This is a genomic window from Pseudomonas sp. LH21 (assembly GCF_036549575.1).
GTDB lineage: Bacteria > Pseudomonadota > Gammaproteobacteria > Pseudomonadales > Pseudomonadaceae > Aquipseudomonas > Aquipseudomonas peradeniyensis.
The window spans coordinates 4,508,160-4,530,149 of sequence record NZ_CP144367.1; the positions used below are offsets into that span (position 1 = coordinate 4,508,160).

The 21,990-nt window shown below is 66.2% G+C and carries 21 protein-coding genes; 9 read left to right on the plus strand and 12 right to left on the minus strand.

What is annotated here, in order from left to right:
• Positions 1 to 10: 10 nt before the first annotated feature.
• From mazG to VUG52_RS20635, 6 genes are all read right to left on the minus strand, one after another.
• On the minus strand, positions 11 to 844 hold the full coding sequence (gene mazG / locus VUG52_RS20610; protein WP_050704535.1) for a nucleoside triphosphate pyrophosphohydrolase: 834 nt from the start codon (positions 842 to 844) through the stop codon (positions 11 to 13).
• A gap of 91 nt (positions 845 to 935) precedes the next feature.
• A complete protein-coding gene (gene relA / locus VUG52_RS20615; RefSeq protein WP_050704534.1) occupies positions 936 to 3,176 on the minus strand; it encodes a GTP diphosphokinase in 2,241 nt (746 codons plus the stop codon).
• Between the two features lie 99 nt (positions 3,177 to 3,275).
• Positions 3,276 to 4,634 carry a 23S rRNA (uracil(1939)-C(5))-methyltransferase RlmD gene (gene rlmD, locus VUG52_RS20620; RefSeq protein ID WP_331832022.1) on the minus strand — a complete coding sequence of 453 codons (1,359 nt, stop codon included), beginning with the start codon at positions 4,632 to 4,634 and terminating at the stop codon, positions 3,276 to 3,278.
• On the minus strand, positions 4,634 to 5,533 hold the full coding sequence (cysM, locus tag VUG52_RS20625) for a cysteine synthase CysM (protein WP_330105246.1): 900 nt from the start codon (positions 5,531 to 5,533) through the stop codon (positions 4,634 to 4,636). The genes rlmD and cysM overlap by 1 nt, the downstream gene beginning before the upstream one ends.
• A 309-nt stretch (positions 5,534 to 5,842) precedes the next feature.
• Positions 5,843 to 7,237 carry a sensor histidine kinase gene (locus VUG52_RS20630; RefSeq protein ID WP_050704531.1) on the minus strand — a complete coding sequence of 465 codons (1,395 nt, stop codon included), beginning with the start codon at positions 7,235 to 7,237 and terminating at the stop codon, positions 5,843 to 5,845.
• A gap of 3 nt (positions 7,238 to 7,240) precedes the next feature.
• The gene (locus VUG52_RS20635; protein WP_331832023.1) at positions 7,241 to 7,957 is read right to left on the minus strand and encodes a response regulator transcription factor; all 717 of its coding nucleotides are present in this window, start codon (positions 7,955 to 7,957) and stop codon (positions 7,241 to 7,243) included.
• A gap of 219 nt (positions 7,958 to 8,176) precedes the next feature.
• Here VUG52_RS20635 and VUG52_RS20640 point away from each other — a divergent pair, with 219 nt between their 5' ends.
• The 4 genes from VUG52_RS20640 (at position 8,177) to VUG52_RS20655 (ending at position 12,862) form a co-directional block, all read left to right on the plus strand.
• Positions 8,177 to 10,933, plus strand: a complete 2,757-nt coding sequence (locus VUG52_RS20640; RefSeq protein ID WP_050704529.1) for a response regulator — start codon at positions 8,177 to 8,179, stop codon at positions 10,931 to 10,933.
• 68 nt (positions 10,934 to 11,001) lie between these two features.
• A complete protein-coding gene (locus VUG52_RS20645; RefSeq protein WP_262974205.1) occupies positions 11,002 to 11,991 on the plus strand; it encodes a 2-hydroxyacid dehydrogenase in 990 nt (329 codons plus the stop codon).
• 31 nt (positions 11,992 to 12,022) lie between these two features.
• Entirely contained in the window at positions 12,023 to 12,457 is a 435-nt protein-coding gene (locus VUG52_RS20650) for a hypothetical protein (RefSeq protein ID WP_028690922.1), read from the plus strand.
• Complete coding sequence (locus tag VUG52_RS20655) at positions 12,458 to 12,862, plus strand: META domain-containing protein (RefSeq protein WP_050704527.1); 405 nt, start codon at positions 12,458 to 12,460, stop codon at positions 12,860 to 12,862.
• Between the two features lie 120 nt (positions 12,863 to 12,982).
• Here the strand turns inward: VUG52_RS20655 and VUG52_RS20660 are convergent, their stop codons facing one another.
• On the minus strand, positions 12,983 to 13,450 hold the full coding sequence (locus tag VUG52_RS20660) for a TlpA disulfide reductase family protein (RefSeq protein ID WP_062363789.1): 468 nt from the start codon (positions 13,448 to 13,450) through the stop codon (positions 12,983 to 12,985).
• A gap of 86 nt (positions 13,451 to 13,536) precedes the next feature.
• Between VUG52_RS20660 and arsC the strand changes: the two genes are divergently transcribed.
• From arsC to VUG52_RS20675, 3 genes are read left to right on the plus strand one after another with little or no spacing between them, the layout of a single operon-like run.
• A complete protein-coding gene (gene arsC / locus VUG52_RS20665) occupies positions 13,537 to 13,890 on the plus strand; it encodes an arsenate reductase (glutaredoxin) (protein ID WP_050704526.1) in 354 nt (117 codons plus the stop codon).
• On the plus strand, positions 13,887 to 14,492 hold the full coding sequence (wrbA, locus tag VUG52_RS20670) for an NAD(P)H:quinone oxidoreductase (RefSeq protein WP_050704525.1): 606 nt from the start codon (positions 13,887 to 13,889) through the stop codon (positions 14,490 to 14,492). The genes arsC and wrbA overlap by 4 nt, the downstream gene beginning before the upstream one ends.
• Positions 14,485 to 14,898, plus strand: a complete 414-nt coding sequence (locus tag VUG52_RS20675) for a DUF2069 domain-containing protein (protein WP_262974207.1) — start codon at positions 14,485 to 14,487, stop codon at positions 14,896 to 14,898. The genes wrbA and VUG52_RS20675 overlap by 8 nt, the downstream gene beginning before the upstream one ends.
• A 113-nt stretch (positions 14,899 to 15,011) precedes the next feature.
• On the opposite strand, the gene VUG52_RS20680 is transcribed toward VUG52_RS20675, so the two are convergent.
• Complete coding sequence (locus VUG52_RS20680) at positions 15,012 to 15,683, minus strand: DNA-3-methyladenine glycosylase I (protein WP_050704524.1); 672 nt, start codon at positions 15,681 to 15,683, stop codon at positions 15,012 to 15,014.
• Between the two features lie 4 nt (positions 15,684 to 15,687).
• Entirely contained in the window at positions 15,688 to 16,512 is an 825-nt protein-coding gene (gene ttcA, locus VUG52_RS20685) for a tRNA 2-thiocytidine(32) synthetase TtcA (RefSeq protein WP_011532643.1), read from the minus strand.
• A gap of 263 nt (positions 16,513 to 16,775) precedes the next feature.
• On the opposite strand from ttcA, the gene VUG52_RS20690 reads away from it, so the two are divergent.
• Positions 16,776 to 17,375 (plus strand): Yip1 family protein, encoded by a 600-nt coding sequence (locus VUG52_RS20690; protein WP_028690929.1) that lies wholly within the window; start codon positions 16,776 to 16,778, stop codon positions 17,373 to 17,375.
• 139 nt (positions 17,376 to 17,514) lie between these two features.
• Positions 17,515 to 18,009, plus strand: coding sequence for a SprT family zinc-dependent metalloprotease (locus VUG52_RS20695; RefSeq protein WP_050704523.1), 495 nt, complete (start codon positions 17,515 to 17,517; stop codon positions 18,007 to 18,009).
• Positions 18,010 to 18,214: 205 nt separating this feature from the next.
• Here the strand turns inward: VUG52_RS20695 and VUG52_RS20700 are convergent, their stop codons facing one another.
• From VUG52_RS20700 to VUG52_RS20710, 3 genes are all read right to left on the minus strand, one after another.
• Entirely contained in the window at positions 18,215 to 19,537 is a 1,323-nt protein-coding gene (locus VUG52_RS20700; RefSeq protein WP_028690931.1) for a dicarboxylate/amino acid:cation symporter, read from the minus strand.
• 406 nt (positions 19,538 to 19,943) lie between these two features.
• Positions 19,944 to 21,284: an ATP-binding protein gene (locus VUG52_RS20705; protein ID WP_262974208.1), complete on the minus strand. Its 1,341-nt coding sequence runs from the start codon at positions 21,282 to 21,284 to the stop codon at positions 19,944 to 19,946.
• A complete protein-coding gene (locus VUG52_RS20710) occupies positions 21,281 to 21,958 on the minus strand; it encodes a response regulator (RefSeq protein ID WP_028690933.1) in 678 nt (225 codons plus the stop codon). The genes VUG52_RS20705 and VUG52_RS20710 overlap by 4 nt, the downstream gene beginning before the upstream one ends.
• Between the last annotated feature and the right edge of the window lie 32 nt (positions 21,959 to 21,990).

Genomic DNA, 21,990 nt, shown 5'->3' on the forward strand with positions numbered 1-21,990 from the left:
ATGCATCGGCTCAGCCGCAGCTGGGCAGGTTCTTTTCCTGACGCTTGGCCTCGCCCCAGAGGGCGTCCAGCTCGTCGAGGGTACGATCTTGGATGTTCAGGCCCTGCTCGCGCAATGCCTGTTCGATGAATCGGAAGCGCCTCTCGAACTTGCGGTTGGCGCGGCGCAACGCGTTTTCCGGGTCGTGCTTGAGGTGCCGGGCCAGGTTGACGGTGGCGAACAGCAGGTCGCCCAGTTCGTCCTCCAGCGCGTCGCTGTCGCCGTCGGCCATGGCCTGCAGCACTTCGTCGAGCTCCTCGCGGACCTTGTCGAGCACCGGCAACGCCTCGGGCCAGTCGAAGCCGACCGTGGCAGCGCGCTTCTGCAGTTTGGCGGCGCGGGACAGGGCGGGCAAGGCCGCGGGCACGTCGTCGAGCAGCGACAACTGCTCGGGCTCGCTCTTTTCGGCACGCTCCTCGGCCTTGATCTCCTCCCAACGCGACTTGACCTGGGCCTCGTCGAGCTTGGGTGTGTCCAGCGGCGCGTACAGCTCGCCGGTGGGGAATACATGGGGGTGGCGACGGATCAGCTTGCGTGTGATCGAATCGACCACGCCGTCGAACTCGAAGCGCCCTTCTTCGCGGGCCAGCTGGCTGTAGTAGACCACCTGGAACAGCAAATCACCCAGTTCGCCCTGCAGGTGCTCGAAGTCGCCGCGCTCGATGGTGTCGGCGACTTCGTAGGCTTCCTCGATTGTGTGCGGGACAATGCTGGCGTAGTCCTGCTTGAGGTCCCAGGGGCAGCCATATTGCGGGTCGCGCAGGCGGGCCATGAGGTGCAGCAGGTCTTCAAGGGTGTAGGTCATGGGTTGTCCTTACCGGCCTCATCGCGGGGCAAGTCGCATCGGCGCACCGCCGCTCCCACGGTGGGAATGGGCTTGCCCCGTGATGGCGGTATCAAGGGGTACGATTACGCCGCGTCTCGATGATGTTGGGCAACTGCGAGATCCGCCCCAGCAAGCGCCCGAGGGCGTCGAGGCCCGGGATCTCGATGGTCAGCGACATCAGCGCGGTGTTGTCTTCCTTGTTCGAGCGGGTGTTGACCGCCAGCACGTTGATCTTCTCGTTGAGCAGCACCTGCGACACGTCGCGCAGCAGCCCCGGGCGGTCGTAGGCACGGATGACGATGTCGACCGGGTAGGTCTGCACCGGGATCGGTCCCCAGCTGACCTGGATCATGCGCTCCGGCTCCTTGCCCGCCAGCTGCAGCACCGAGGCGCAATCCTGGCGGTGAATGCTCACGCCACGGCCCTGGGTGATGTAGCCGACGATGGCATCGCCCGGCAGCGGCTGGCAGCACCCGGCCATCTGCGTGAGCAGGTTGCCGACGCCCTGGATCTGGATGTCGCTGCGCTTGCCCGCGCGGATGCCCCGGGCCTGGCGCGGGATAAGCTCGACCGGCTCCAGGCGCTCGGGTTCGAGCAACTGCTGCGCGGCGTTGACCATATGCGCCAGGCGCAGGTCGCCGGCGCCTAGGGCGGCGAACATGTCTTCGGCGGTCTTGACGTTGGCCTTTTCCGCCAGGCGTTCGAAGTCCACCTGGGGCAGGCCCAATCGGCTCAGTTCGCGCTCGATCAGGGTCTTGCCGGCGGCCACGTTCTGGTCGCGGGCCTGCAACTTGAACCAGTGAACGATCTTGGCCCGGGCCCGCGAGGTGGTCACATAGCCCAGGTTGGAGTTCAGCCAGTCGCGGCTCGGGTTGCCGTGCTTGCTGGTGATGATCTCCACCTGCTCGCCGGTCTGCAGGCTGTAGTTCAGCGGCACGATACGGCCGTTGATCTTGGCGCCACGGCAGTTGTGGCCGATCTCGGTGTGCACCCGATAGGCGAAGTCCAGCGGCGTGGCGCCCTTGGGCAGGTCGATGGCGTGGCCGTCGGGGGTGAACACATAGACTCGGTCCGGCTCGATATCGACGCGCAGCTGCTCAGCCAGGCCGCCGATGTCGCCCAGTTCCTCGTGCCACTCCAGCACCTGGCGCAGCCAGGAGATCTTCTCTTCGTAGTGGTTGGAGCTGGGCTTGACGTCGGTGCCCTTGTAGCGCCAGTGCGCGCACACGCCCAGCTCGGCTTCCTCGTGCATGGCGTGGGTGCGGATCTGCACCTCCAGCACCTTGCCCTCGGGGCCGATCACCGCGGTGTGCAGGGAGCGGTAGCCGTTTTCCTTGGGGTTGGCGATGTAGTCGTCGAACTCCTTCGGAATGTGCCGCCACAGGGTGTGCACGATGCCCAGCGCGGTGTAGCAGTCGCGCACTTCCGGCACCAGCACGCGCACCGCGCGCACGTCGTAGATCTGGCTGAATTCCAGGCCCTTGCGCTGCATCTTGCGCCAGATCGAATAGATGTGTTTCGCCCGGCCGCTGATGTCGGCGTTGACACCGGTGGCCAGCAGCTCGTTCTGCAGCTGGTTCATCACGTCGCTGATGAAGCGCTCGCGGTCCAGCCGGCGCTCGTGCAGCAGCTTGGCGATCTGCTTGTACTGGTCGGGCTCGAGGTAGCGGAACGACAGGTCCTCGAGTTCCCACTTGATATGGCCGATGCCCAGCCGGTGCGCCAGCGGCGCATAGATGTCGAACACCTCGCGGGCCACGCGCAGGCGCTTCTCGTCATCGGCGGCCTTGACCGCTCGGATGGCGCAGGTACGTTCGGCGAGCTTGATCAGCGCCACGCGCACGTCGTCGACCATGGCCACCAGCATCTTGCGCAGGTTCTCGACCTGCGCCTGGGAACCGAGCACCAGCGACTGGCGCGGGCTGAGGCTGGCACTGATGGCCGCCATGCGCAGCACGCCGTCGATCAGCTTGGACACCACCGGGCCGAAACGCTGGCCGACCTCGGCCAGGGTCACCTTGCCTTCGCGCACCGAACGGTAGATGACCGCCGCCACCAGCGAATCCTGGTCGAGCTTGAGGTCGGCGAGGATCTCGGCGATCTCCAGCCCCGCCTGGAAACTGGACGTGCCGTCGGCCCAGGAATGCTTGGCCGGATTGCCTTTCTTCTCGACTTCATGGGCGAACTCGCAGGCCTCTTTCAGCCCCGGGCGATCGAGCTGCGAATCGACGCTCACCACATGATCGAGCCATGCTTCGAGATTGATACTGCCGTCGTTGTTGACCGGCTGGTGCACTCTCACCTGTACCATCTATGTTCTACCTTTCCATACAGCGCACCACGCGGGTGCACTGGCTATCACCTGTGCGTCCCTCACTCCCTGAAGGGCGCACCAAGAGGGCCAGCCCGGCTAGCCCGCTTCGAATAACGCCATGGCCTCGACATGCGCCGTCTGAGGAAACATGTCGAGAATCCCGGCCCTTTTTAACCGGTACCCCTGCCCGACCAGCACTTGCGTATCTCGCGCCAGCGTGGCCGGGTTGCACGATACGTAGACCAACCGCTTCGCGCCCAGTCGGGCGATGCCTTGCACCACCTCGAAAGCCCCGTCGCGCGGTGGATCCAAGAGTACCGCAGAAAAGCCCTCGGCGACCCATCCGGCGCCTGCCAAAGGCTGCGATAAATCGGCCTGAAAAAACCGAGCGTTATGCACATTATTGCCGTCGGCGTTGGCCGCGGCGCGCTCGACCATGGCCTGCACGCCCTCCACCGCCACCACCTCGCGCGCCTGGCGAGCCAGGGGCAAGGCGAAGTTGCCCAGGCCACAGAACAGGTCCAGGACCCGCTCGTGCGCCTCGGGCGCCAGCCAGGCCAAGGCCTGCTGGATCATCAATGTGTTGACCTGGGCGTTGACCTGGACGAAATCACCCGGCCGCCAGGCCAGTTCCAGGCCCCAGGGTTCCAGGGCGAAGCCCAGTTGCGCTGCGGCATCCACCGGCGCCGGCTCGCCCTCGCCCTGCAGCCACAGCTGGGCGCTGGCCTCGCGGCAGAACGCCTCGAGCCGCGCCAGGTCTTCACTGGGTAATGGCGCCACATGCCGCACCAGCACCGCCTCGGCGTTGCCGCTGAACAGCTCCACGTGCCCCAGCGCCTGCGGCTTGCCCAGGCTGCGCAACACGGTCGGCAGGTGGCGCATGATCGACTGCAAGGGTTGTACCAGCACCGCGCACTCGTCGATGCCGACGATGTCCTGGCTGGCCTCGGCGCGGAACCCCACGTCCAGTTGGCGCGCCTTGGTGTCCCAGCGTACCGCGACCCGCGCCCGACGGCGGTAGCCGAATTCCGGTCCGCTCAGGGGAACAGCCCACTCCTCGGGCTGCACGCCGGCCACCCGCTGCAGCTGCTCGGCGAGCAGGCGCTGCTTGAGTGCCAGCTGGCCGTCATGGGGCAGGTGCTGGAGGTTGCAGCCACCGCAGCGGGCGTAGTGCCGGCAAGGCGCTTCGCGGCGCTCGGGGCTGGCCTGGAACACGCGCTCCAGGCGCGCCTCGACCACCTTGCCGCGGGCAGCGAGCACCCGCGCCTCGACGTCCTCGCCGGCCAACGCGCCGCTGACGAACCAGGTACGTCCTTCGATGAAGGCGATGCCGCGACCGTCACCGGCCACGCGCTCGATCGACAGACGCTGCTTCTTGCCCACGGGCACCTGTGCGGCGCGGTTGCCGCCGGCCGGCTGGAAACGCAGGCCGGCGTTGCTTTTCTTTCTGGACATCAGGTCGGATCGAACAGGCCGGTGGAGAGATAGCGGTCGCCGCGGTCGCAGATGATGGCGACCATCACCGCGTTCTCGACTTCACGGGACAGGCGCAGCATCGCCGCCACCGCACCGCCGGAGGATACGCCACAGAAAATGCCCTCTTCGCGAGCCAGGCGACGGGTGGTCTCCTCCGCCTCCTGCTGGGACATGTCGACCACGCGATCGACGCGGGTGGCGTCGAAGATCTTCGGCAGGTACTCGTGGGGCCAGCGGCGGATACCGGGGATGGCCGAGCCTTCCATCGGCTGCAGGCCGACGATCTGCACCGCCGGGTTCTGCTCCTTGAGGTACTGCGAACAGCCCATGATGGTGCCGGTGGTACCCATGGAGCTGACGAAATGGGTGATGGTGCCCTGGGTCTGCTGCCAGATTTCCGGGCCGGTGCTGTTGTAGTGGGCGATCGGGTTGTCGCCGTTGGCGAACTGGTCGAGGACCAGGCCGCGGCCTTCGGCCTGCATCTTCTCGGCGAGGTCGCGCGCGCCCTCCATGCCCTCTTCCTTGGTCACCAGGATCAGCTCGGCGCCGTAGGCGGTCATCGCCGCCTTGCGTTCGGCGGTGGAGTTGTCCGGCATGATCAGGATCATCTTGTAGCCCTTGATCGCCGCGGCCATGGCCAGGGCGATGCCGGTGTTGCCGGAGGTGGCTTCGATGAGGGTGTCGCCGGGCTTGATCTGCCCACGCAGCTCGGCGCGGGTGATCATCGACAGCGCCGGGCGGTCCTTGACCGAGCCTGCCGGATTGTTGCCTTCGAGCTTGAGCAGCAAGGTGTTGCTGGTGTCCCCGGCGATGCGCTGCAGGCGAACCAGAGGCGTATGGCCGACGCAATCGGCAATGGTTGGGTACTGCAGGGTCATGGGCGTTTTCGCAATCCGGACGGCAGGGGCGACTATCATACCGGCAAACCCAGCGCGGCCATATCACGCAATTGCTGGATGTTATAACGGGTGGCTATAAGCGCGGAGGCCTGGCACCCGCTTTGCGGGTGATCGCGGGGCAAGCCCGCCCTCATGGAACAAACCGTAACTCATTGATTTAGCTTAACCCTGTGGGAGCGGGTTTACCCGCGAAGAATCCAGCGCGGTGTATGGCACCGGCTCCGCCGGTGTTCGCGGGTAAACCCGCTCCCACAGGGGGACAGTTCACAGCGCGGCAACGCAAATTTCCTACGGGGTGTGCGGAGCCTTTGTGAGAGTGTTTTTTTCCCCCGATGGGCTCGACTCCCCCGCAGCCAGGCGCATGCACAAGCGCAGGCCATGCTCGCCATTGACCGCCCACACGCTCCCACCCTGGCGGCGGATCGCATTGCGGGCGATGCTCAAGCCCAAGCCGAAACCACCATCCCCAGGCCGCGAACCCTCCAGCCGGGAAAACGGCGCGAAGATCCGCTCAAGGTCATCCTCGGCCACGCCACCGCCCTCGTCCTCCAGGTCGATACGCCAATACCCGCCCTCTCGCCAACCGCTCAGGCGCACCAGGCCCGCCTCGGGTGAATGACGAATGGCGTTGCGCAGCATGTTCTCCAATGCCTGGGCCAGGTCGTTGAGGCTGCCCTGCACCCAGCAGTCGGCCGACAGCTCGCAACGCAGCCGTCGCGGTGCCCAGCCACTTTCGTAGCAGGCGTTCTCGCTGAGCAGGTCCCACAGCGCCGCCACCTGGATCGGCTCGAGGTTCACCGGCGCGCGCTCGGCGTCCTGCCAGGCCAGTTGCAAGGTGTCCTCGACCAGCTGCTGCATGCCATCCACCTCGCGGTGCAGGCGTTCGCGCAGGCGCTGCAGGTCGGTCTCGCCATCGCAGGCAACGCGCAGGCGGCTGAGCGGCGTGCGCATCTCGTGGGACAGGTCGCGCAGCAACTGCTGCTGCAGGGCCACGGTACCCTGCAGGCGCTCGGCCATCTGGTCGAAGGCGCGGGCCAGCTCGCCCAGTTCGTCCTTGCGCCGGGTGGTACGCGAATCCAGGCGCGCCGCCAGCTGGTCGGCGCGCCAGGCATTGGCCTGCTCGCGCAACTGGTTGAGCGGCACGATCAACATGCGGTACAGGCCGACGCATAGCAGCAAGGTGAACAGCCCGGGGATGATGCCGTTGGTGACGACGCGCCAGAACAACCGGTACTGGCCGGGGTTGAAGCGCTCCGGCAGTTCGATCACCAGCATGCCCTGCTCCGGGGCGCCGGGGAACGGCAGGCGCAACCAGGGCTGGCCGATGGTGCGCCGGCTCATGGGCCAGTCGACGCCACGCAGGCGGGTCAGGCGCTGGGCCTGGCCGGCAGTCAGGTCGGCGCTGCCCAGCGGCTGCAGATCGCCATCGAGCACGCCCACCCAGCCACGCTCGCGCTCACGCATGGTGGCCAGCCAGGCATCCACGCCCTCACGGTCGCCGCTGCGCCAGGCCTGCTCGGCTTCGGCCGCATAGCCGCGCAGCACTTGCCGTGCCGGCTCGGAGAGGAAAGCATCCTGAGTTTCCATGTGCCGGCCCCAGCTGTAGCTCAGGCCGATCATCAGCAGGCAGAAGCCCACCAGCAGGACGGTCAGTTTCCAGAACAGCGAGTGACGGTCAAGCACGATTCAGTCGGCCTCGCCCGCGCCGAACACATAGCCTTTGCCCCACACGGTACGCACCTGGCGCTCGTGGTAGCCGATGGCCTTGAGCTTGCGGCGGATCTGGCTGACGTGCATGTCCAGGCTGCGGTCATGCCGCGAGTAGCCGCGCTGCAGCACCTGCTGGTAGAGGAAGGGCTTGCTCAGCACCTCGTCCTGGCTGCGGTGCAGGATGTCGAGCAGGCGGTACTCGCTGGGGGTCAGACCGGCACAGGCTCCGGCGAGGCTGACATCGGTGGTCTGCTCGTCGAAATGCAACTGCCCGATTTCCACCTCACGCGGCGCCCGAGCGCGTCGCTCGAAGGCCACCCGGCGCAGGATCGCCTCGATGCGCACGCGCAGCTCGGCAAAGCTGAACGGCTTGGGCAGGTAGTCGTCCGCGCCGCGCTCGAAGCCACTGATGCGGTCGGCCTCGGCGCCCAGCGCCGACATCAGGATCACCGGCGTGGCGCTGCGCCGACGCAGGCTGGCCAGGGCGTCCAGGCCATTGAGGCCGGGCAGCAGGATGTCCATCAGCACCAGGTCGAACACCTGCCGCCCCGCCGCCTCCAGGCCTTCGAGGCCATTGCGGCACCAGGTCACCTGGAAGCCACCGCGCTGCAGCTCGTCATGCAGGTAGGCGCCCAGCACGGGATCGTCCTCGATGGCGAGGATGTTGGTCGCGTGAATCGCTTCAGGATGCATTGGCAACTGCCATCAATTCTCAGTTACGCGATTATTGGACAAGCGGTCCGAACAAGGCAACCGTCGTCCGACTGGCGCGACCTCGAAGTGGCCGCGCCGGCAACGCCAGCCGAGAAAAGCAAAAACCACTACAAATCCTGTGCATTACCCCTCAGCGCAGAGTAACGTTCCCGCTGATGCGCGAACCGCGCCTTTAACAGCACATGACAGGAGACAGGTGTGCTCGACCGTTTGGGAATCCGCAGCCGCGTCCTGCTGCTGGCCTTGCTGCCCGCCAGCCTGATGGCCCTGGTACTGGGCAGTTACTTCACCTGGCTGCAACAGAGCGACCTGCGCACGCAACTGCTGCAGCGCGGCAAGATGATCGCCGAGCAGCTGGCGCCTTTGGCGGCACCGGCCCTCGCCCGCCAGGCCCCGGCGCAACTGGAGCGCATCGCCGCCCAGGCCCTGGAGCAGGCCGACGTGCGCGCCGTGGCGTTCCTCGCCGCCGACCGCACGCGCCTGGCCCACGCCGGCCCGAGCATGCTCAACCAGCCGCCCAGCGGCGGCACCGGCACGCAGCTGCTGCAGCGCACGGGCAACGACGCCACCCGCTACCTGATGCCGGTGTTCGGCCATCACCGCGACCTGGCCACCGACGCCGTGCCCGCCGAGGCCGAGCGCCTGCTCGGCTGGGTGGAAATCGAGCTGTCCCATGACGGCACCCTGCTGCGCGGCTACCGCAACCTGTTCACCAGCCTGCTGCTGATCCTCGCCTGCCTGAGCCTGACCGCGTTGCTGGCCCTAAGCATGAGCCGCACCATCAACAACCCGATCAACCGCATCAAGCACGCGGTCAACCAGCTCAAGGACGGCCACCTGGACGAGCGCCTGCCGGCCATGGGCAGCCATGAGCTCGATGAGCTGGCCGCCGGCATCAACCGCATGGCCGAGACCCTGCACAGCGCCCACGAAGAGCTGCAGCACAGCATCGACCAGGCCACCGAGGACGTGCGCCAGAACCTGGAGACCATCGAGATCCAGAACATCGAGCTGGACATGGCGCGCAAGGAGGCCCTGGAGGCCAGCCGCATCAAGTCCGAGTTCCTCGCCAACATGAGCCACGAGATCCGCACCCCGCTCAACGGCATCCTCGGCTTCACCCACCTGTTGCAGAAGAGCGAGCTGACCCCGCGCCAGCTCGACTACCTCGGCACCATCGAGAAGTCCGCCGACAACCTGCTGGGGATCATCAACGAGATCCTCGACTTCTCCAAGATCGAGGCCGGCAAGCTGGTGCTCGACAGCATCCCGCTGAACCTGCGCGACCTGATCCAGGACACCCTGACCATCCTCGCCCCGGCCGCCCACGCCAAGCAGCTGGAACTGCTCAGCCTGGTCTACCGCGACACGCCGCTGTCGCTGGTCGGCGATCCGCTGCGGCTCAAGCAGATCCTCACCAACCTGGTGAGCAACGCCATCAAGTTCACCCGCGAAGGCACCATCGTCGTGCGCGCCATGCTCGAGGACGAGCAGGAAGACAGCGTGCAACTGCGCATCAGCGTTCAGGACACCGGCATCGGCCTCTCGCCCCAGGATGTGCGCACCCTGTTCCAGGCTTTCAGCCAGGCCGACAACTCACTGTCGCGCCAGCCCGGCGGCACCGGCCTGGGGCTGGTGATCTCCAAGCGCCTGATCGAGCAGATGGGCGGCGAGATTGGCGTCGACAGCACGCCAGGCGAAGGCTCGCAGTTCTGGATCAGCCTCAACCTGCCCAAGGCCCACGACGACGCCGAGGAGCAACCCGCCCAGGCCCTGCTCGGCCGCCGCGTGGCCATCGTCGACGGCCACGACCTGGCACGCCAGGCGCTGGAGCACCAACTGGAGGACTGCGGCCTGGCGGTCAGCGTGTTCGCCTCCTGCGACCAGCTGCTGCAAGGCGTGCAGGCCGCCAGCCAGGCCGGGCAGCCGTTCGAGTTCGCCGTGCTCGGGGTCAACCTGGGCAGCCTGGCGCCGGAACAGCTGGGCCAGTACCACCAGCAGCTCGAACGCCTCGGCTGCCAGTGCGTGGTGCTCTGCCCGACCACCGAGCAGCCGCTCTACCACCCTTACCTGCCCAATGCCCATGGCCAACTGCTGGCCAAGCCGACCTGCACCCGCAAGCTGCGCCGCCTGCTGCTGGAACTGGTGCAGCCGCGCCGCCCAGTGTGCGAGCAGCGCAACCAGGGTGGCCAGCGCATGCCGAAGATCCTCTGCGTCGACGACAACCCGGCCAACCTGCTGCTGGTGCAGACCCTGCTCGAAGGCATGGGCGCCGAGGTGCTGGCCGTGGACAACGGCTATGGCGCGGTACAGGCCGTGCAGGACGAACCCTTCGACCTGATACTGATGGATGTACAGATGCCCGGCATGGACGGTCGCGCCTGCACCGAGCAGATCCGCCAGTGGGAAAGCAGCCAGAGCGGCCCACCCCTGCCGATCGTGGCCCTCACCGCCCACGCCATGGCCAACGAAAAACGCGCCCTGCTGCACAGCGGCATGGACGACTACCTGACCAAGCCGATCAGCGAGCGCCAGCTGTCCCAGGTGGTGATGAAGTGGACCGGCCTTAGCCTGGGCTCACCGCCACCGGAACGCGCCAGCGAACGCCTGCCCGACAGCAGCGAGCTGAAGGTGCTCGACCCGGAGGAAGGCCTGCGCCTGGCGGCCGGCAAGCCAGACCTGGCGGCGGACATGCTGGCCATGCTGCTGGCCTCGCTGGAATCCGACCGCGAAGCCATCCTGGCCGCGCGCAATGCCGCCGACCGCACGGCGATGATCGAGCGCGTGCACCGGCTCAACGGCGCCTCGCGCTATTGCGGCGTGCCGCAATTGCGGGCGGCCTGCCAGCGCAGCGAAACCTTGCTCAAGCAGGACAGCCCCCAGGCGCTACAGGCCCTGGACGAACTGGACCAGGCCATCAACCGACTGGCCGAGCAGGCGCGCCAGAGCGCGTAGGAGACACAGGTCAACGCCAAAACCAGCCCTATGGCTAGACTGGTGGCATTTCAGATAGGACTCAGACCATGCGCGCCCTGTTGTTCAGCAGCCAACACTACGACCAGGAAAGCTTCACCCGCGCCGCCAGTGCGGGCAGCGTGGAGCTGCACTATCAGCCCGCCCGCCTGACCCTCGACACCGCGCCCCTGGCCCAGGGCTTCGAGGTGGTCTGCGCCTTCATCAACGACGAGCTCGACGCGCCGGTGCTGGAACGCCTGGCCACCGGCGGCACGCGCCTGATCGCCCTGCGCTCGGCCGGCTACAACCATGTCGACCTGGCTGCGGCACAGCGCCTGGGCCTGACCGTGGTCCGCGTCCCGGCCTACTCGCCCCACGCCGTCGCCGAGCACGCCGTGGCCCTGATCCTGGCCCTCAACCGCCGCTTGCACCGGGCCTACAACCGTACCCGCGAAGGCGACTTCACCCTGCACGGGCTGACCGGCTTCGACCTGCACGGCAAGACCGTCGGCGTGGTCGGCACCGGCCAGATCGGCGCCGCCTTCGCCCGCATCATGGCCGGCTTCGGCTGCCAGCTGCTGGCCTACGACCCCTACCCCAACCCCGAGCTGGTCGCCCTCGGCGCCCGCTACCTGGAACTGCCCGAGCTGTTGCGCCAGGCACGCATCATCAGCCTGCACTGCCCGCTGACCGAGCACACCCGCCACCTGATCAACGCCCAGAGCCTGGCGCAGTTGCAGCCCGGCGCCATGCTGATCAACACCGGCCGCGGCGCGCTGGTCGACACCCCGGCGCTGATCGACGCGCTCAAGAGCGGCCAGCTCGGCTACCTGGGGCTCGATGTGTATGAAGAGGAGGCGCAGCTGTTCTTCGAGGATCGTTCCGACCTGCCGCTGCAGGATGACGTGCTGGCACGCCTGCTGACCTTCCCCAACGTGATCGTCACCGCCCACCAGGCCTTCCTCACCCGCGAGGCCCTGGACGCCATCGCCGCGACCACCCTGGACAACATCAACCGCTGGGCGGCAGGCAATCCGCACAATCTTGTAAACGGTTGATGCTAGGATACGCGGCAATTTTGGAGGACCCATGGTCGAACACGATTTCCGCTACACCCTTTTCAACCCGCAACACACCCTGATCGAGTGCCGCGCGCTGGTGCCTGGCCGCTACCAGGTCACCGGCAACGGCGGCTCGATCCAGAAGGGCGACGTCCTGCTGGTCACCCTCAAGGGCAGCAAGGACCTGTCCATGCGCCTGACCGTCGAGACCGTGCGCCACCTGATCAACCCGCACGGCCAGTGGGTCGCCGTGGCCCAGGGCCCGGCGTTCAACGAGCTGGAAATCCTCAACTGGCAGGTCAAGTGCGACAGCTGCGACGCGGTGCTGGACTTCGAGTTCGCCAACGACGCCAAGCTGGGCAAGAAGGGCCAGGCCCCGGCCGCCAGCGCGCGTATCCAGGAACTGGGCTGGGCGAGCAAGGGCGACAAGCACCTGTGCCCGCAGTGCCGGGAGCGTGGTTGAGTGAAACAGCTGCTGACCGGCGCGCTGATCGCCTGCGGCCTGATGGGCTGCGCCGCACAACCCTCGAAGCTGCAGCAGGAGCAGAGCTACGTGCTGGAGTGGATCGGTGAGCGCCCGCTGATCGACTACAGCCACCTGACACTGACCCTGGCCAGCGATGGTCGCGCCTATGGCAACGGCGGCTGCAACCACTGGTTCGCGCCCTACACGCTGGATGGCGAGCGCATCAGCTTCGGCAAGGTCGGCAAGACCCGCAAGCTGTGCGCGCCAGCGCTGATGGACCAGGAAAAACGCTTCCTGCAGGCGCTGGAAACGGTGCAGCGCTGGGATGTGTCGCCGATCGAGCAGATCCGCTTCTGGCCGGTCGAGGGCAAGCCGCTGCGGTTCTGGCCTGAGGAAGGCTGAAATATCCTGGGGCCGCTGCGCGCCCCTTTCGCGGCACAAGGCCGCTCCTACAGGGTTTCGCGTCCTCCTGTAGGAGCGGCCTTGTGCCGCGAAAGGGCCGCAAAGCGGCCCCAAGATCGATCAGGCGCCGCCTTTCAAAGCCTTGATCTTCGCCTGCAACCCTTCAAGCGTCTGCTCGCCCATCAGTTGCTCACGCACCTTGCCCTTGTCATCGATGATGTAGGTCACCGGTAGCGCCTCGCTGCGCGGCAGCTCGTAGCGCTCGGCCGGGTCCTGGGCCAGCACGGTGAAACCTATGCCCAAGGTATCGGCGGCGGCTTTCAGGTCCGGCCCCTGCAGACCATCGAAGTTCACTCCCACCACGCGAATGCCCTGTGCCTCCCACTGCTTGGCGGCGGCATTGAGTTCAGGGATTTCCGTACGGCACGGGCCACACCATTCGGCCCAGTAGTTGAGCACCAGCCAGTGCCCGTCGATCTGTTCGGCCTTTACCGTGTTGCCGTGCTGGTCCACGCCGTAGTCCGCACCGCAGCCGCCGAGCAACAGGCTCGCGGTGATGGCCAGTGCAGCTGCCAAACGCCTTGCCATGGGTCAATCCTTCTCGAAGTTTTCAAGCATTGAAGTCGGTCGCTGCGGTTAGAATAGCCGCCACACCCAGCTGGATGCGACCCGTCATGACCGATCTGACCCTCTATCATAACCCGCGCTGCTCGAAATCCCGCGGCGCCCTGGAACTGCTCGAGGCACGCGGCCTGGCGCCGACCATCGTGCGCTACCTCGAGACCCCGCCGGACGCCGCCACCCTCGAACAGCTGCTGGCCAAGCTGGGCATCGGCGCGCGCCAGCTGCTGCGCACCGGCGAAGACGAATACAAGGCCCTCGACCTGGCCAACCCGGCCCTGAGCGACGCCCAGCTGATCAAGGCCATGGCCGAGCATCCCAAGCTGATCGAACGCCCGATCCTGGTGGCCGGTGACAAGGCCGTGGTCGGCCGTCCACCGGAGAAGGTCCTGGAGATCCTGCCGTGAGCGAACCCTACATCCTGGTGCTGTACTACAGCCGCCACGGCTCGACCAGCGAGATGGCCCGGCATATTGCCCGCGGCGTCGAGATGGCCGGCCTGGAGGCGCGCCTGCGTACCGTGCCGGCAATCTCCACCGAATGCGAAGCCGTGGCCCCGGACATCCCGGCCAGCGGCGCGCTGTACGCCACCCTCGACGACCTGCGCCATTGCGCGGGCCTGGCCATGGGCAGCCCGACCCGCTTCGGCAACATGGCCGCGCCGCTCAAGTACTTCCTCGACGGCACCAGCAGCCTGTGGCTGGGCGGCGAGCTGGTGGGCAAGCCGGCGGCGGTGTTCACCTCCACCGCCAGCCTGCACGGCGGCCAGGAGACCACCCTGCTGTCGATGCTGCTGCCGCTGATGCACCACGGCATGCTGGTCACCGGCCTGCCCTACAGCGAATCGGCGCTGCTGGAAACCCGTGGCGGCGGCACCCCGTACGGCGCCAGCCACCATGCCGGCGCCGACGGCAAGCGTGAGCTGGACCCGCACGAGATCACCCTGTGCCGCGCGCTCGGGCAGCGCCTGGCGAAGACGGCCAAGGCCCTGGGTGGCGAACGTGGCTAGAAAGCCGAAGGTCTTGCCGCCACTGGACTGGCTGGCCCCGCGGGTGCGCTTTACCCGCGCCCTGAGCCTGGCCTGCTTCTTCGGCCTGATCGCCCTGCTGGTGGTGAACAACCTGTGGTTCGCCGACCTGCACGGGGCGCGGGTCGAGGTGATCATGGCCATCGAGCTGATCCCCCTGCTGCTCTTGCTGCCGGGCATGCTGATGGGCAGCGCCCGGGCGCATGCCTGGACCTGCTTCGTGGTGAACATCTACTTCATCAAGGGCGTGCTGGCGGCGTTCGATCCGGCGCGGGCGCTGTTCGGCTGGGTCGAGGTGCTGGTGAGCCTGGGGTTGTTCGTCAGCGGGTTGCTGTTTGTGCGTTGGAAGTTCCAGCAGGAGCGACGCCTGGCGGGTGAAGGACAGTAGATCTGGTCTGGCCTCTTCGCGGGTAAACCCGCTCCCACAGGATCTTCACTGTATCTGAAAGCAGTGCAGTACCTGTGGGAGCGGGTTTACCCGCGAAGAAGGCAACACCGATATCAGTGGTTGACGGTATGCGCCAGCATCACCGACAACTGGCACAGCGGCCGGCCGCTCTCTGCATGCCACTGGTTGAACGCCTGCTGCACCAGTGCCAGGTCACGCTGGCTAGTCGGCGGCTTGTCGATGATCTTCTGCGCGATCAGCGCCGCCGCCATGTCATCGGTGGGAATGAAGGTATCCTTGCCGACCATCCGCAGGAACCGCGGCGCCGACAACCCACCCAACTGGTTGCCATGCTTGGCCAGGTACTTCCACAACCCGACGATATCGGTCTCTGGCCAGTCGGCGATGAACGCGCCGAAACTGCCCTTCTCCTTGGCCACGTCCAGCACCATCTGCGCATTGCGCGGCACGCTCTTGAGCTTGCCCAGGTGGCGGATGATGCGCTCGTCGTGCATCAGCCGCTCCAGGTGCTCGGCGCCCATCAGCACCACCTTCTGCGGGTCGAAACCGAAAAACACCTGCTCGAACGCCGGCCACTTGGCGTCCACCAGGCTGTGCTTGAGCCCGGCGCGGAACACGCGCAAGGCCAGGGTCGACAGGTAGCGGTCGTCAGGGATGTCGCGCAGCTGCGCGGGCGTGCGCGGCTGCGGCAGGAAGGCTTCCAGCGCCTGGGCCGAACCGAAGCGGTTCAGGCAGTACTCGTGCAACCACTGATAGTCGCGCATGGGCTCAGATGTTCAGCACGTCGAGGAAACGCGGGGTGGCGCTCTCGTCGATCTTCAGGCTGGTGAAATCGAACAGGTTGCGGTCGGCCAGCTGCGACGGCGCGACGTTCTGCAAGGCGCGGAAGATGCTCTCGGTGCGACCCGGGTGCTTGCGCTCCCACTCCACCAGCATGTCCTTGACCACCTGGCGCTGCAGGTTCTCCTGCGAGCCGCACAGGTTGCACGGGATGATCGGGAATTCCTTCATGTCCGAGTAGGCCTGGATGTCCTTCTCGCTGCAGTAGGCCAGCGGGCGGATCACCACGTTGCGGCCATCGTCGGCGCGCAACTTCGGCGGCATGCCCTTGAGCGCGCCGTTGAAGAACATGTTGAGGAAGAAGGTCTCGACGATGTCGTCGCGGTGGTGACCCAGGGCCATCTTGGTCGCGCCGATCTCGTCGGCGAAGGTGTACAGGGTGCCGCGACGCAGGCGCGAGCACAGCGAGCAGGTGGTCTTGCCCTCCGGTACCAGCTCCTTGACCACCGAGTAGGTGTCCTTCTCGACGATGTGGTACTCGACGCCCAGCTCTTTCAGATAAGCCGGCAACACGTGCTCGGGGAAGCCCGGCTGTTTCTGGTCCATGTTCACCGCGACGATGTCGAACTTGATCGGCGCCACCTTCTGCAGGTGCAACAGAACGTCGAGCATGGTGTAGCTGTCCTTGCCGCCGGACAGGCAGACCATGACCTTGTCGCCATCCTCGATCATGTTGTAGTCGGTGATGGCTTCGCCGGCGAGACGACGCAGGCGTTTTTGCAGTTTGTTCTGGTTGACCGAGAGGGTGCCCATAGCGCTTGGATCCGCGAGGTGTGACAAAAGCCGGCTATTTTACGCACAAACCGCACGGCGCAGTAGGTGAATCCGATAAAGACTTCAAGGGAATCAGCACCGCGCCTGACAGCGCAATTTGCTCTAAAAACCCGGTTTTACGCGGGGAACGGCTTCCTATACTGCGACATAAGGCCACATTGGCGCAGTACTTGGTGTCCTGGCCTCGGGCCATCGGCGCTCCATCCGGGGGGCGTTTGGCAACGACGATAGGAGTGACCCGTATGATTCATCACGTTGTAGGGCTGTTCACCCACCCTGACCAGGAGTGGCGGGAGATCCGTGGCGAGGAAGAAAGCATCAGCCACATGTACCTGACGCACACGCTGATCCTGGCGGCGATCCCCGCCGTCTCGGCGTTCATCGGCACCACCCAGGTCGGCTGGGTGATCGGCGAACGGCCGGCGGTGATGCTGACCATGGAAAGCGCGCTGTGGATGAGCATCATGTCGTACCTGGCGATGCTCGCCGGGGTCGCGGTGATGGGCGCCTTCATCCACTGGATGGCGCGCACCTACGACGCCAACCCGAGCATGGCGCAGTGCATCGCCTTCGCCACCTACACCGCCACCCCGCTATTCATCGGCGGACTCGCGGCGCTGTACCCGCACCTGTGGCTGGGCATGCTGATCGGCACGGCGGCCATCTGCTACACCGTGTACCTGTTGTATGTCGGCTTGCCGACGTTCATGAACATACCGTCGGATGAAGGCTTCCTGTTCTCAAGCTCCGTGCTGGCGGTGGGCCTGGTGGTACTGGTGGCGATCATGGCCGCGACCGTGATCATCTGGGGACTGGGCGTGGGGCCCGTCTATACCAACTGACGCATACCTATAGATCCAACCAACACTGGGGCATCACCCGAGGCCGCCGCAAGGCGGCTTCGTTTCGTGTGCCTGACCGGCGGCTCGGCAGCCGGCCTGTGCCTGCGGCATAATGCCCGGTCAGGAGAACTACCCCGCCATGCCCGAGCTGCTCAGACAACGCGTCGAAACCTGTTACCAGCAAGCCGAAACCTTCTTCAAACGCCCCTTTCCGCGCCCGCAGGTCAGCTTCAAGCTGCGCGGCCAGAAAGCCGGTGTCGCCCACCTGCACGAGAACCTGCTGCGCTTCAACCTGCAGCTGTACCGCGAGAACCAGGAAGACTTCCTGCGCCAGACCGTGGCCCACGAGGTCGCCCACCTGGTGGCCCACCAGCTGTTCGGTGACCGCATCCAGGCCCATGGCGAGGAGTGGCAGCTGATCATGCGCGGGGTGTACGAACTGCCGCCAAACCGTTGCCACAACTATGAAGTGCAGCGGCGGGTGGCGACGCGCTACATCTACCGCTGCCCGTGCCCGGAGAGCGACTTCCCGTTCACCGCCCAGCGGCACAAGCTGGTGCACCAGGGCCGGCGGTATCTGTGCCGGCGGTGCCGGGAGATTCTGGTGTACAGCGGCGAGACCCGCGTCGAGTAGTTGCCGGGCACGTCCCTGTAGGAGCGGCCTTGTGCCGCGAAAGGGCCGCGCAGCGGCCCCGGCGATATTTGCATCAACGCTGAAATCCTGGGGCCGCTTTGCGGCCCTTTCGCGGCACAAGGCCGCTCCTACAGGGGGGGTAGGCTTATGCTAGTGACACAAAAAAGGCGACCCGAAGGTCGCCTTTTTGCATTTCACACGTCGATCAACGCGCCGGGCCTTCGGCCACGCCCAGGTCGTCGGTCGGACGGGTGTCGACCAGCGGCGAGCCGCCGGACGCCAGTTCCGCCTGCAGGGTGTCGGTGTCCAGCTCCTTGACCCACTTGGCCACGACCACGGTGGCCACGGCGTTGCCGATCAGGTTGGTCAGGGCGCGGGCTTCGGACATGAAGCGGTCGATACCCAGGATCAGCGCCAGGCCCGCCACCGGCAGGTGACCGACGGCCGACAGGGTCGCGGCCAGCACGATGAAGCCGGAACCTGTGACGCCCGCGGCACCTTTGGAGGCCACCAGCAGCACCAGCAGCAGGGTGATCTGGTGGGTGATGTCCATGGTGGTGTCGGTGGCCTGGGCGATGAACACCGCGGCCATGGTCAGGTAGATCGAGGTACCGTCCAGGTTGAACGAGTAGCCGGTCGGGATCACCAGGCCAACCACGGATTTCTTCGCGCCCAGGCGCTCCATCTTGGCCAGCATGCGCGGCAGGGCCGACTCGGACGACGAGGTGCCCAGCACGATCAGCAGTTCTTCACGGATGTAGCGGATCAGCTTGATCACGCTGAAGCCGTGGGCGCGGCAGATACCACCCAGCACCACCAGGATGAACAGCACGCAGGTGATGTAGAAGCAGGCCATCAGGTAGCCCAGCTGTACCAGCGAGCCCACGCCGTATTGGCCGATGGTGAAGGCCATGGCACCGAAGGCGCCGATCGGGGCCAGCTTCATGATCATGTTGATGATGTTGAACATGACATGGGCGAAGCGGTCGATCAGGTCCAGCACCGGCTTGCCGTAGCTGCCCAGGCGGTGCAGGGCGAAGCCGAACAGTACCGAGAACATCAGCACTTGCAGGATGTCGCCATTGGCGAAGGCGCCGACCACGGTGTTGGGGATGACGTTGAGCAGGAAGCCCACGGTGGTCTGCTGCGCGCCGGCGGCGGCGTAGGCGGCCACGCTGCTGGCGTTCAGGGTGCTGACGTCGACGTGCATGCCGGCGCCCGGCTGGACCACGTTGACCACGACCAGGCCGATGATCAGGGCGATGGTGGAGACGATCTCGAAGTACAGCAGCGCGTAACCGCCGGTCTTGCCAACCGATTTCATGCTCTGCATGCCAGCGATGCCGCTGACCACGGTGCAGAAGATGATCGGGGCGATGACCATCTTGATCAGCTTGACGAAGCCGTCACCCAGGGGTTTGAGGGCTACGCCGGTTTCCGGGTAGTAGTGGCCGAGCAGGATACCGATGGTGATGGCGACGATCACCTGGACATACAGCGATTTGTACAGCGGCTGACGAGTCGTCATGGCTAGTTTTTCCTCAAGTGGGCCGGCGCATCCTTCCCAGGATGTCGGGGCACCTGAATCGCGAACCCTCCTGTACCCGGAGGGATTTGTCGTTGTGGGCGAGTGCCTGGGCAGGCCTCTGCCAGCTGAATAGCAAGGGCGATGCCAAAGTGCCCACTTGAGGTGCACAGCCAATGATTACAGGGTGTGAATGCCCCGGGACGGGGCGAAGAACCCCGTAGGAAATGGCGGATTTCCGCCCGATGGCGGAAATCGTACAGGGTGGGTTGGCGGGAATCCGCCTCAGAGGTATTCGGTGGGAGCGGGCTAACCCCGCGATGAGGACCGCGCCGGATGGCACCGACTTCGCCGGTATCGCGGGGCTAACCCGCTCCCCCGCACCGCCCCCTGCACTGGAAAGGCAGAATCAATCGAGTCGGAAAGCGATGCGGAACGCAGCCCCGCCCAACGGCGAATCGCCCAGGCTCAGCTCGGCGTCATAGCTGTCGATGATGTCCTTGACCACCGCCAGCCCGATCCCCTGCCCCGGGTGCTGGCGGTCCAGCCGCTCGCCGCGCTCGAGTATCCGCTCGCGTTGATCCGGCGGCACGCCCGGCCCGTCGTCCTCGACGCACAGCGCCAACAGCCCCGGCGATTGCTGCAGGCTCACCCGCACCTGCCCCAGGCATAACCGGTAGGCGTTTTCCAGCAGGTTGCCCAAGAGCTCCAGCAACGCGCCCTGCTCCATCGGCACCCGCGCCAGGGCCGGGATGTCGAGGCTGACCTCGACGCGCTTGTCGCGATAGACCTTGGCCAAGGTGCTGCACAGGCTGTCGAGCAACGGCTTGAGCTCGACCTGGTGGCGGACCAGGCCGCTCTTGCGCAGGCTGGCGCGCTGCAGCTGGTAGTCGATCTGCTGGCTCATGCGCTCGATCTGGCTCTGCAGCACCCGCGCCTGTTCGCGGTCGCCCTGCTCCATGCTCTCGCCAACGCCCTGCAGCACCGCCAGCGGGGTCTTGAGGCTGTGTGCCAGGTCGTCGAGCGAGTCGCGGTAGCGCTGACGCTGCTCACGCTCGCTGCGCAGCAGGCGGTTGAGCGAGCCGGTCAGGCGCAGCAGTTCGCGCGGGTGCTCGCGGCTGAGACCGTCCCGCGCCCCGCTCTCCACGTCGTCGAGTTCGGAGCTGAGCCGGCGCAATGAACGCAGCCCCCAGGTCAGGCCGGCCCAGAGCAGCACCATCAGCGCCAGCAGCGCCGCGCCGAAGCCCAGGTAGAGCTTCTCGCGCAGGCCGTTGAGGGTGTCCTGGTACTCACGCACCGGCTGCAGCGCGACGATACTGAACGCCGCGCTCTTGCCGCCGAGCAGCTTGACCTCGACGTCGTAGACGAAGAACTCGTCGCCGTCATCCTGGTGAATGCGGGCGAACTCGTTGCCGCGCCCGTCATAACGAGGGTGATAGTTGATATTGCGGTTGCGGGTGGCCCGCGACTGCCACACCAACGTGCCCTGGCGGTCGAAGATGTAGCCGAGCAGGCCGGTGTAAGGCAGGTTGTAGCGTTCGTCCGGCAGCAGCGCCGGCATCTGCAGCTGGCCGCGCTCGATGCGCGCGGCCGAAATCAGGGTGGTCACGTCCGAGGCCAGGCGCTGCTCGATCGACTCCTGCAACGCCAGGCTGAAGGCCTTCTGCAAGGCCGGCAGCAGCGCCAGCATGAACAGCAGCGCCAGCAAGGCCGCCGCCAGCATCAGGCGAACTCGCAGCGAACGGATCATCGGCAGCGCTCGGTGAACAGGTAGCCCAGGCCGCGCACGGTGTCGATCGGCTTGAAGCCGTTGTCGCCCTCGAGCTTGCGGCGCAGGCGGCCGACCAGCACCTCGATGACGTTCGGGTCGCGCTCCTCGTCGTCCGGGTACAGTTGCTCCATCAGCCGGTCCTTGGCCACCACCTGCTGGTGATGGCGCATGAGGTACTCGAGGATGCGGTATTCGTAGGCGGTCAGCGCCAGCGGCTGCTCGTCCAGGGTCGCCTGCTTGCGGTTGAGGTCGAGCACCAGCGGCCCGGCGGCGATGGTCGACTGGGTGAAGCCGCTGGAGCGGCGCAGCAAGGCGTTCAGGCGGGCCTCCAGCTCTTCGAACTGGAACGGCTTGACCACATAGTCGTCGGCGCCGGCGGCCAGGCCCTCGACCTTGTCCTGCCAGTTACCGCGGGCGGTGAGGATGAGGATCGGGAAGGTCTGGCCGAGGCTGCGCAGCTGGCGGATCAGGTCCAGCCCGCTCATGCCCGGCAGGCCCAGGTCGATCACCGCCAGGTCGTGGTTGTACTGCTCGGCCTGGTACAAGGCTTCTTCCGCGTTGGCCACCGCCTGCACCACATGGCCGCCTTCGCCGAGGCGGGTGAACAGGTGATGACGCAGCAGCGCCTCGTCCTCGACCACCAGCAATTTCATGTGGATCTCCTTTCAATAGGGAATGCCTGTAC

Bases quoted from the DNA above. Each gene is read 5' to 3' on its own strand.
- mazG (WP_050704535.1), bottom strand. From the start codon at position 844: ATGACCTACACCCTTGAAGACCTGCTGCACCTCATGGCCCGCCTGCGC.
- relA (WP_050704534.1), bottom strand. From the start codon at position 3,176: ATGGTACAGGTGAGAGTGCACCAGCCGGTCAACAACGACGGCAGTATC.
- rlmD (WP_331832022.1), bottom strand. From the start codon at position 4,634: ATGTCCAGAAAGAAAAGCAACGCCGGCCTGCGTTTCCAGCCGGCCGGC.
- cysM (WP_330105246.1), bottom strand. From the start codon at position 5,533: ATGACCCTGCAGTACCCAACCATTGCCGATTGCGTCGGCCATACGCCT.
- VUG52_RS20635 (WP_331832023.1), bottom strand. From the start codon at position 7,957: ATGCATCCTGAAGCGATTCACGCGACCAACATCCTCGCCATCGAGGAC.
- VUG52_RS20645 (WP_262974205.1), top strand. From the start codon at position 11,002: ATGCGCGCCCTGTTGTTCAGCAGCCAACACTACGACCAGGAAAGCTTC.
- VUG52_RS20650 (WP_028690922.1), top strand. From the start codon at position 12,023: ATGGTCGAACACGATTTCCGCTACACCCTTTTCAACCCGCAACACACC.
- VUG52_RS20660 (WP_062363789.1), bottom strand. From the start codon at position 13,450: ATGGCAAGGCGTTTGGCAGCTGCACTGGCCATCACCGCGAGCCTGTTG.
- arsC (WP_050704526.1), top strand. From the start codon at position 13,537: ATGACCGATCTGACCCTCTATCATAACCCGCGCTGCTCGAAATCCCGC.
- VUG52_RS20680 (WP_050704524.1), bottom strand. From the start codon at position 15,683: ATGCGCGACTATCAGTGGTTGCACGAGTACTGCCTGAACCGCTTCGGT.
- ttcA (WP_011532643.1), bottom strand. From the start codon at position 16,512: ATGGGCACCCTCTCGGTCAACCAGAACAAACTGCAAAAACGCCTGCGT.
- VUG52_RS20690 (WP_028690929.1), top strand. From the start codon at position 16,776: ATGATTCATCACGTTGTAGGGCTGTTCACCCACCCTGACCAGGAGTGG.
- VUG52_RS20695 (WP_050704523.1), top strand. From the start codon at position 17,515: ATGCCCGAGCTGCTCAGACAACGCGTCGAAACCTGTTACCAGCAAGCC.
- VUG52_RS20700 (WP_028690931.1), bottom strand. From the start codon at position 19,537: ATGACGACTCGTCAGCCGCTGTACAAATCGCTGTATGTCCAGGTGATC.
- VUG52_RS20705 (WP_262974208.1), bottom strand. From the start codon at position 21,284: ATGATCCGTTCGCTGCGAGTTCGCCTGATGCTGGCGGCGGCCTTGCTG.
- VUG52_RS20710 (WP_028690933.1), bottom strand. From the start codon at position 21,958: ATGAAATTGCTGGTGGTCGAGGACGAGGCGCTGCTGCGTCATCACCTG.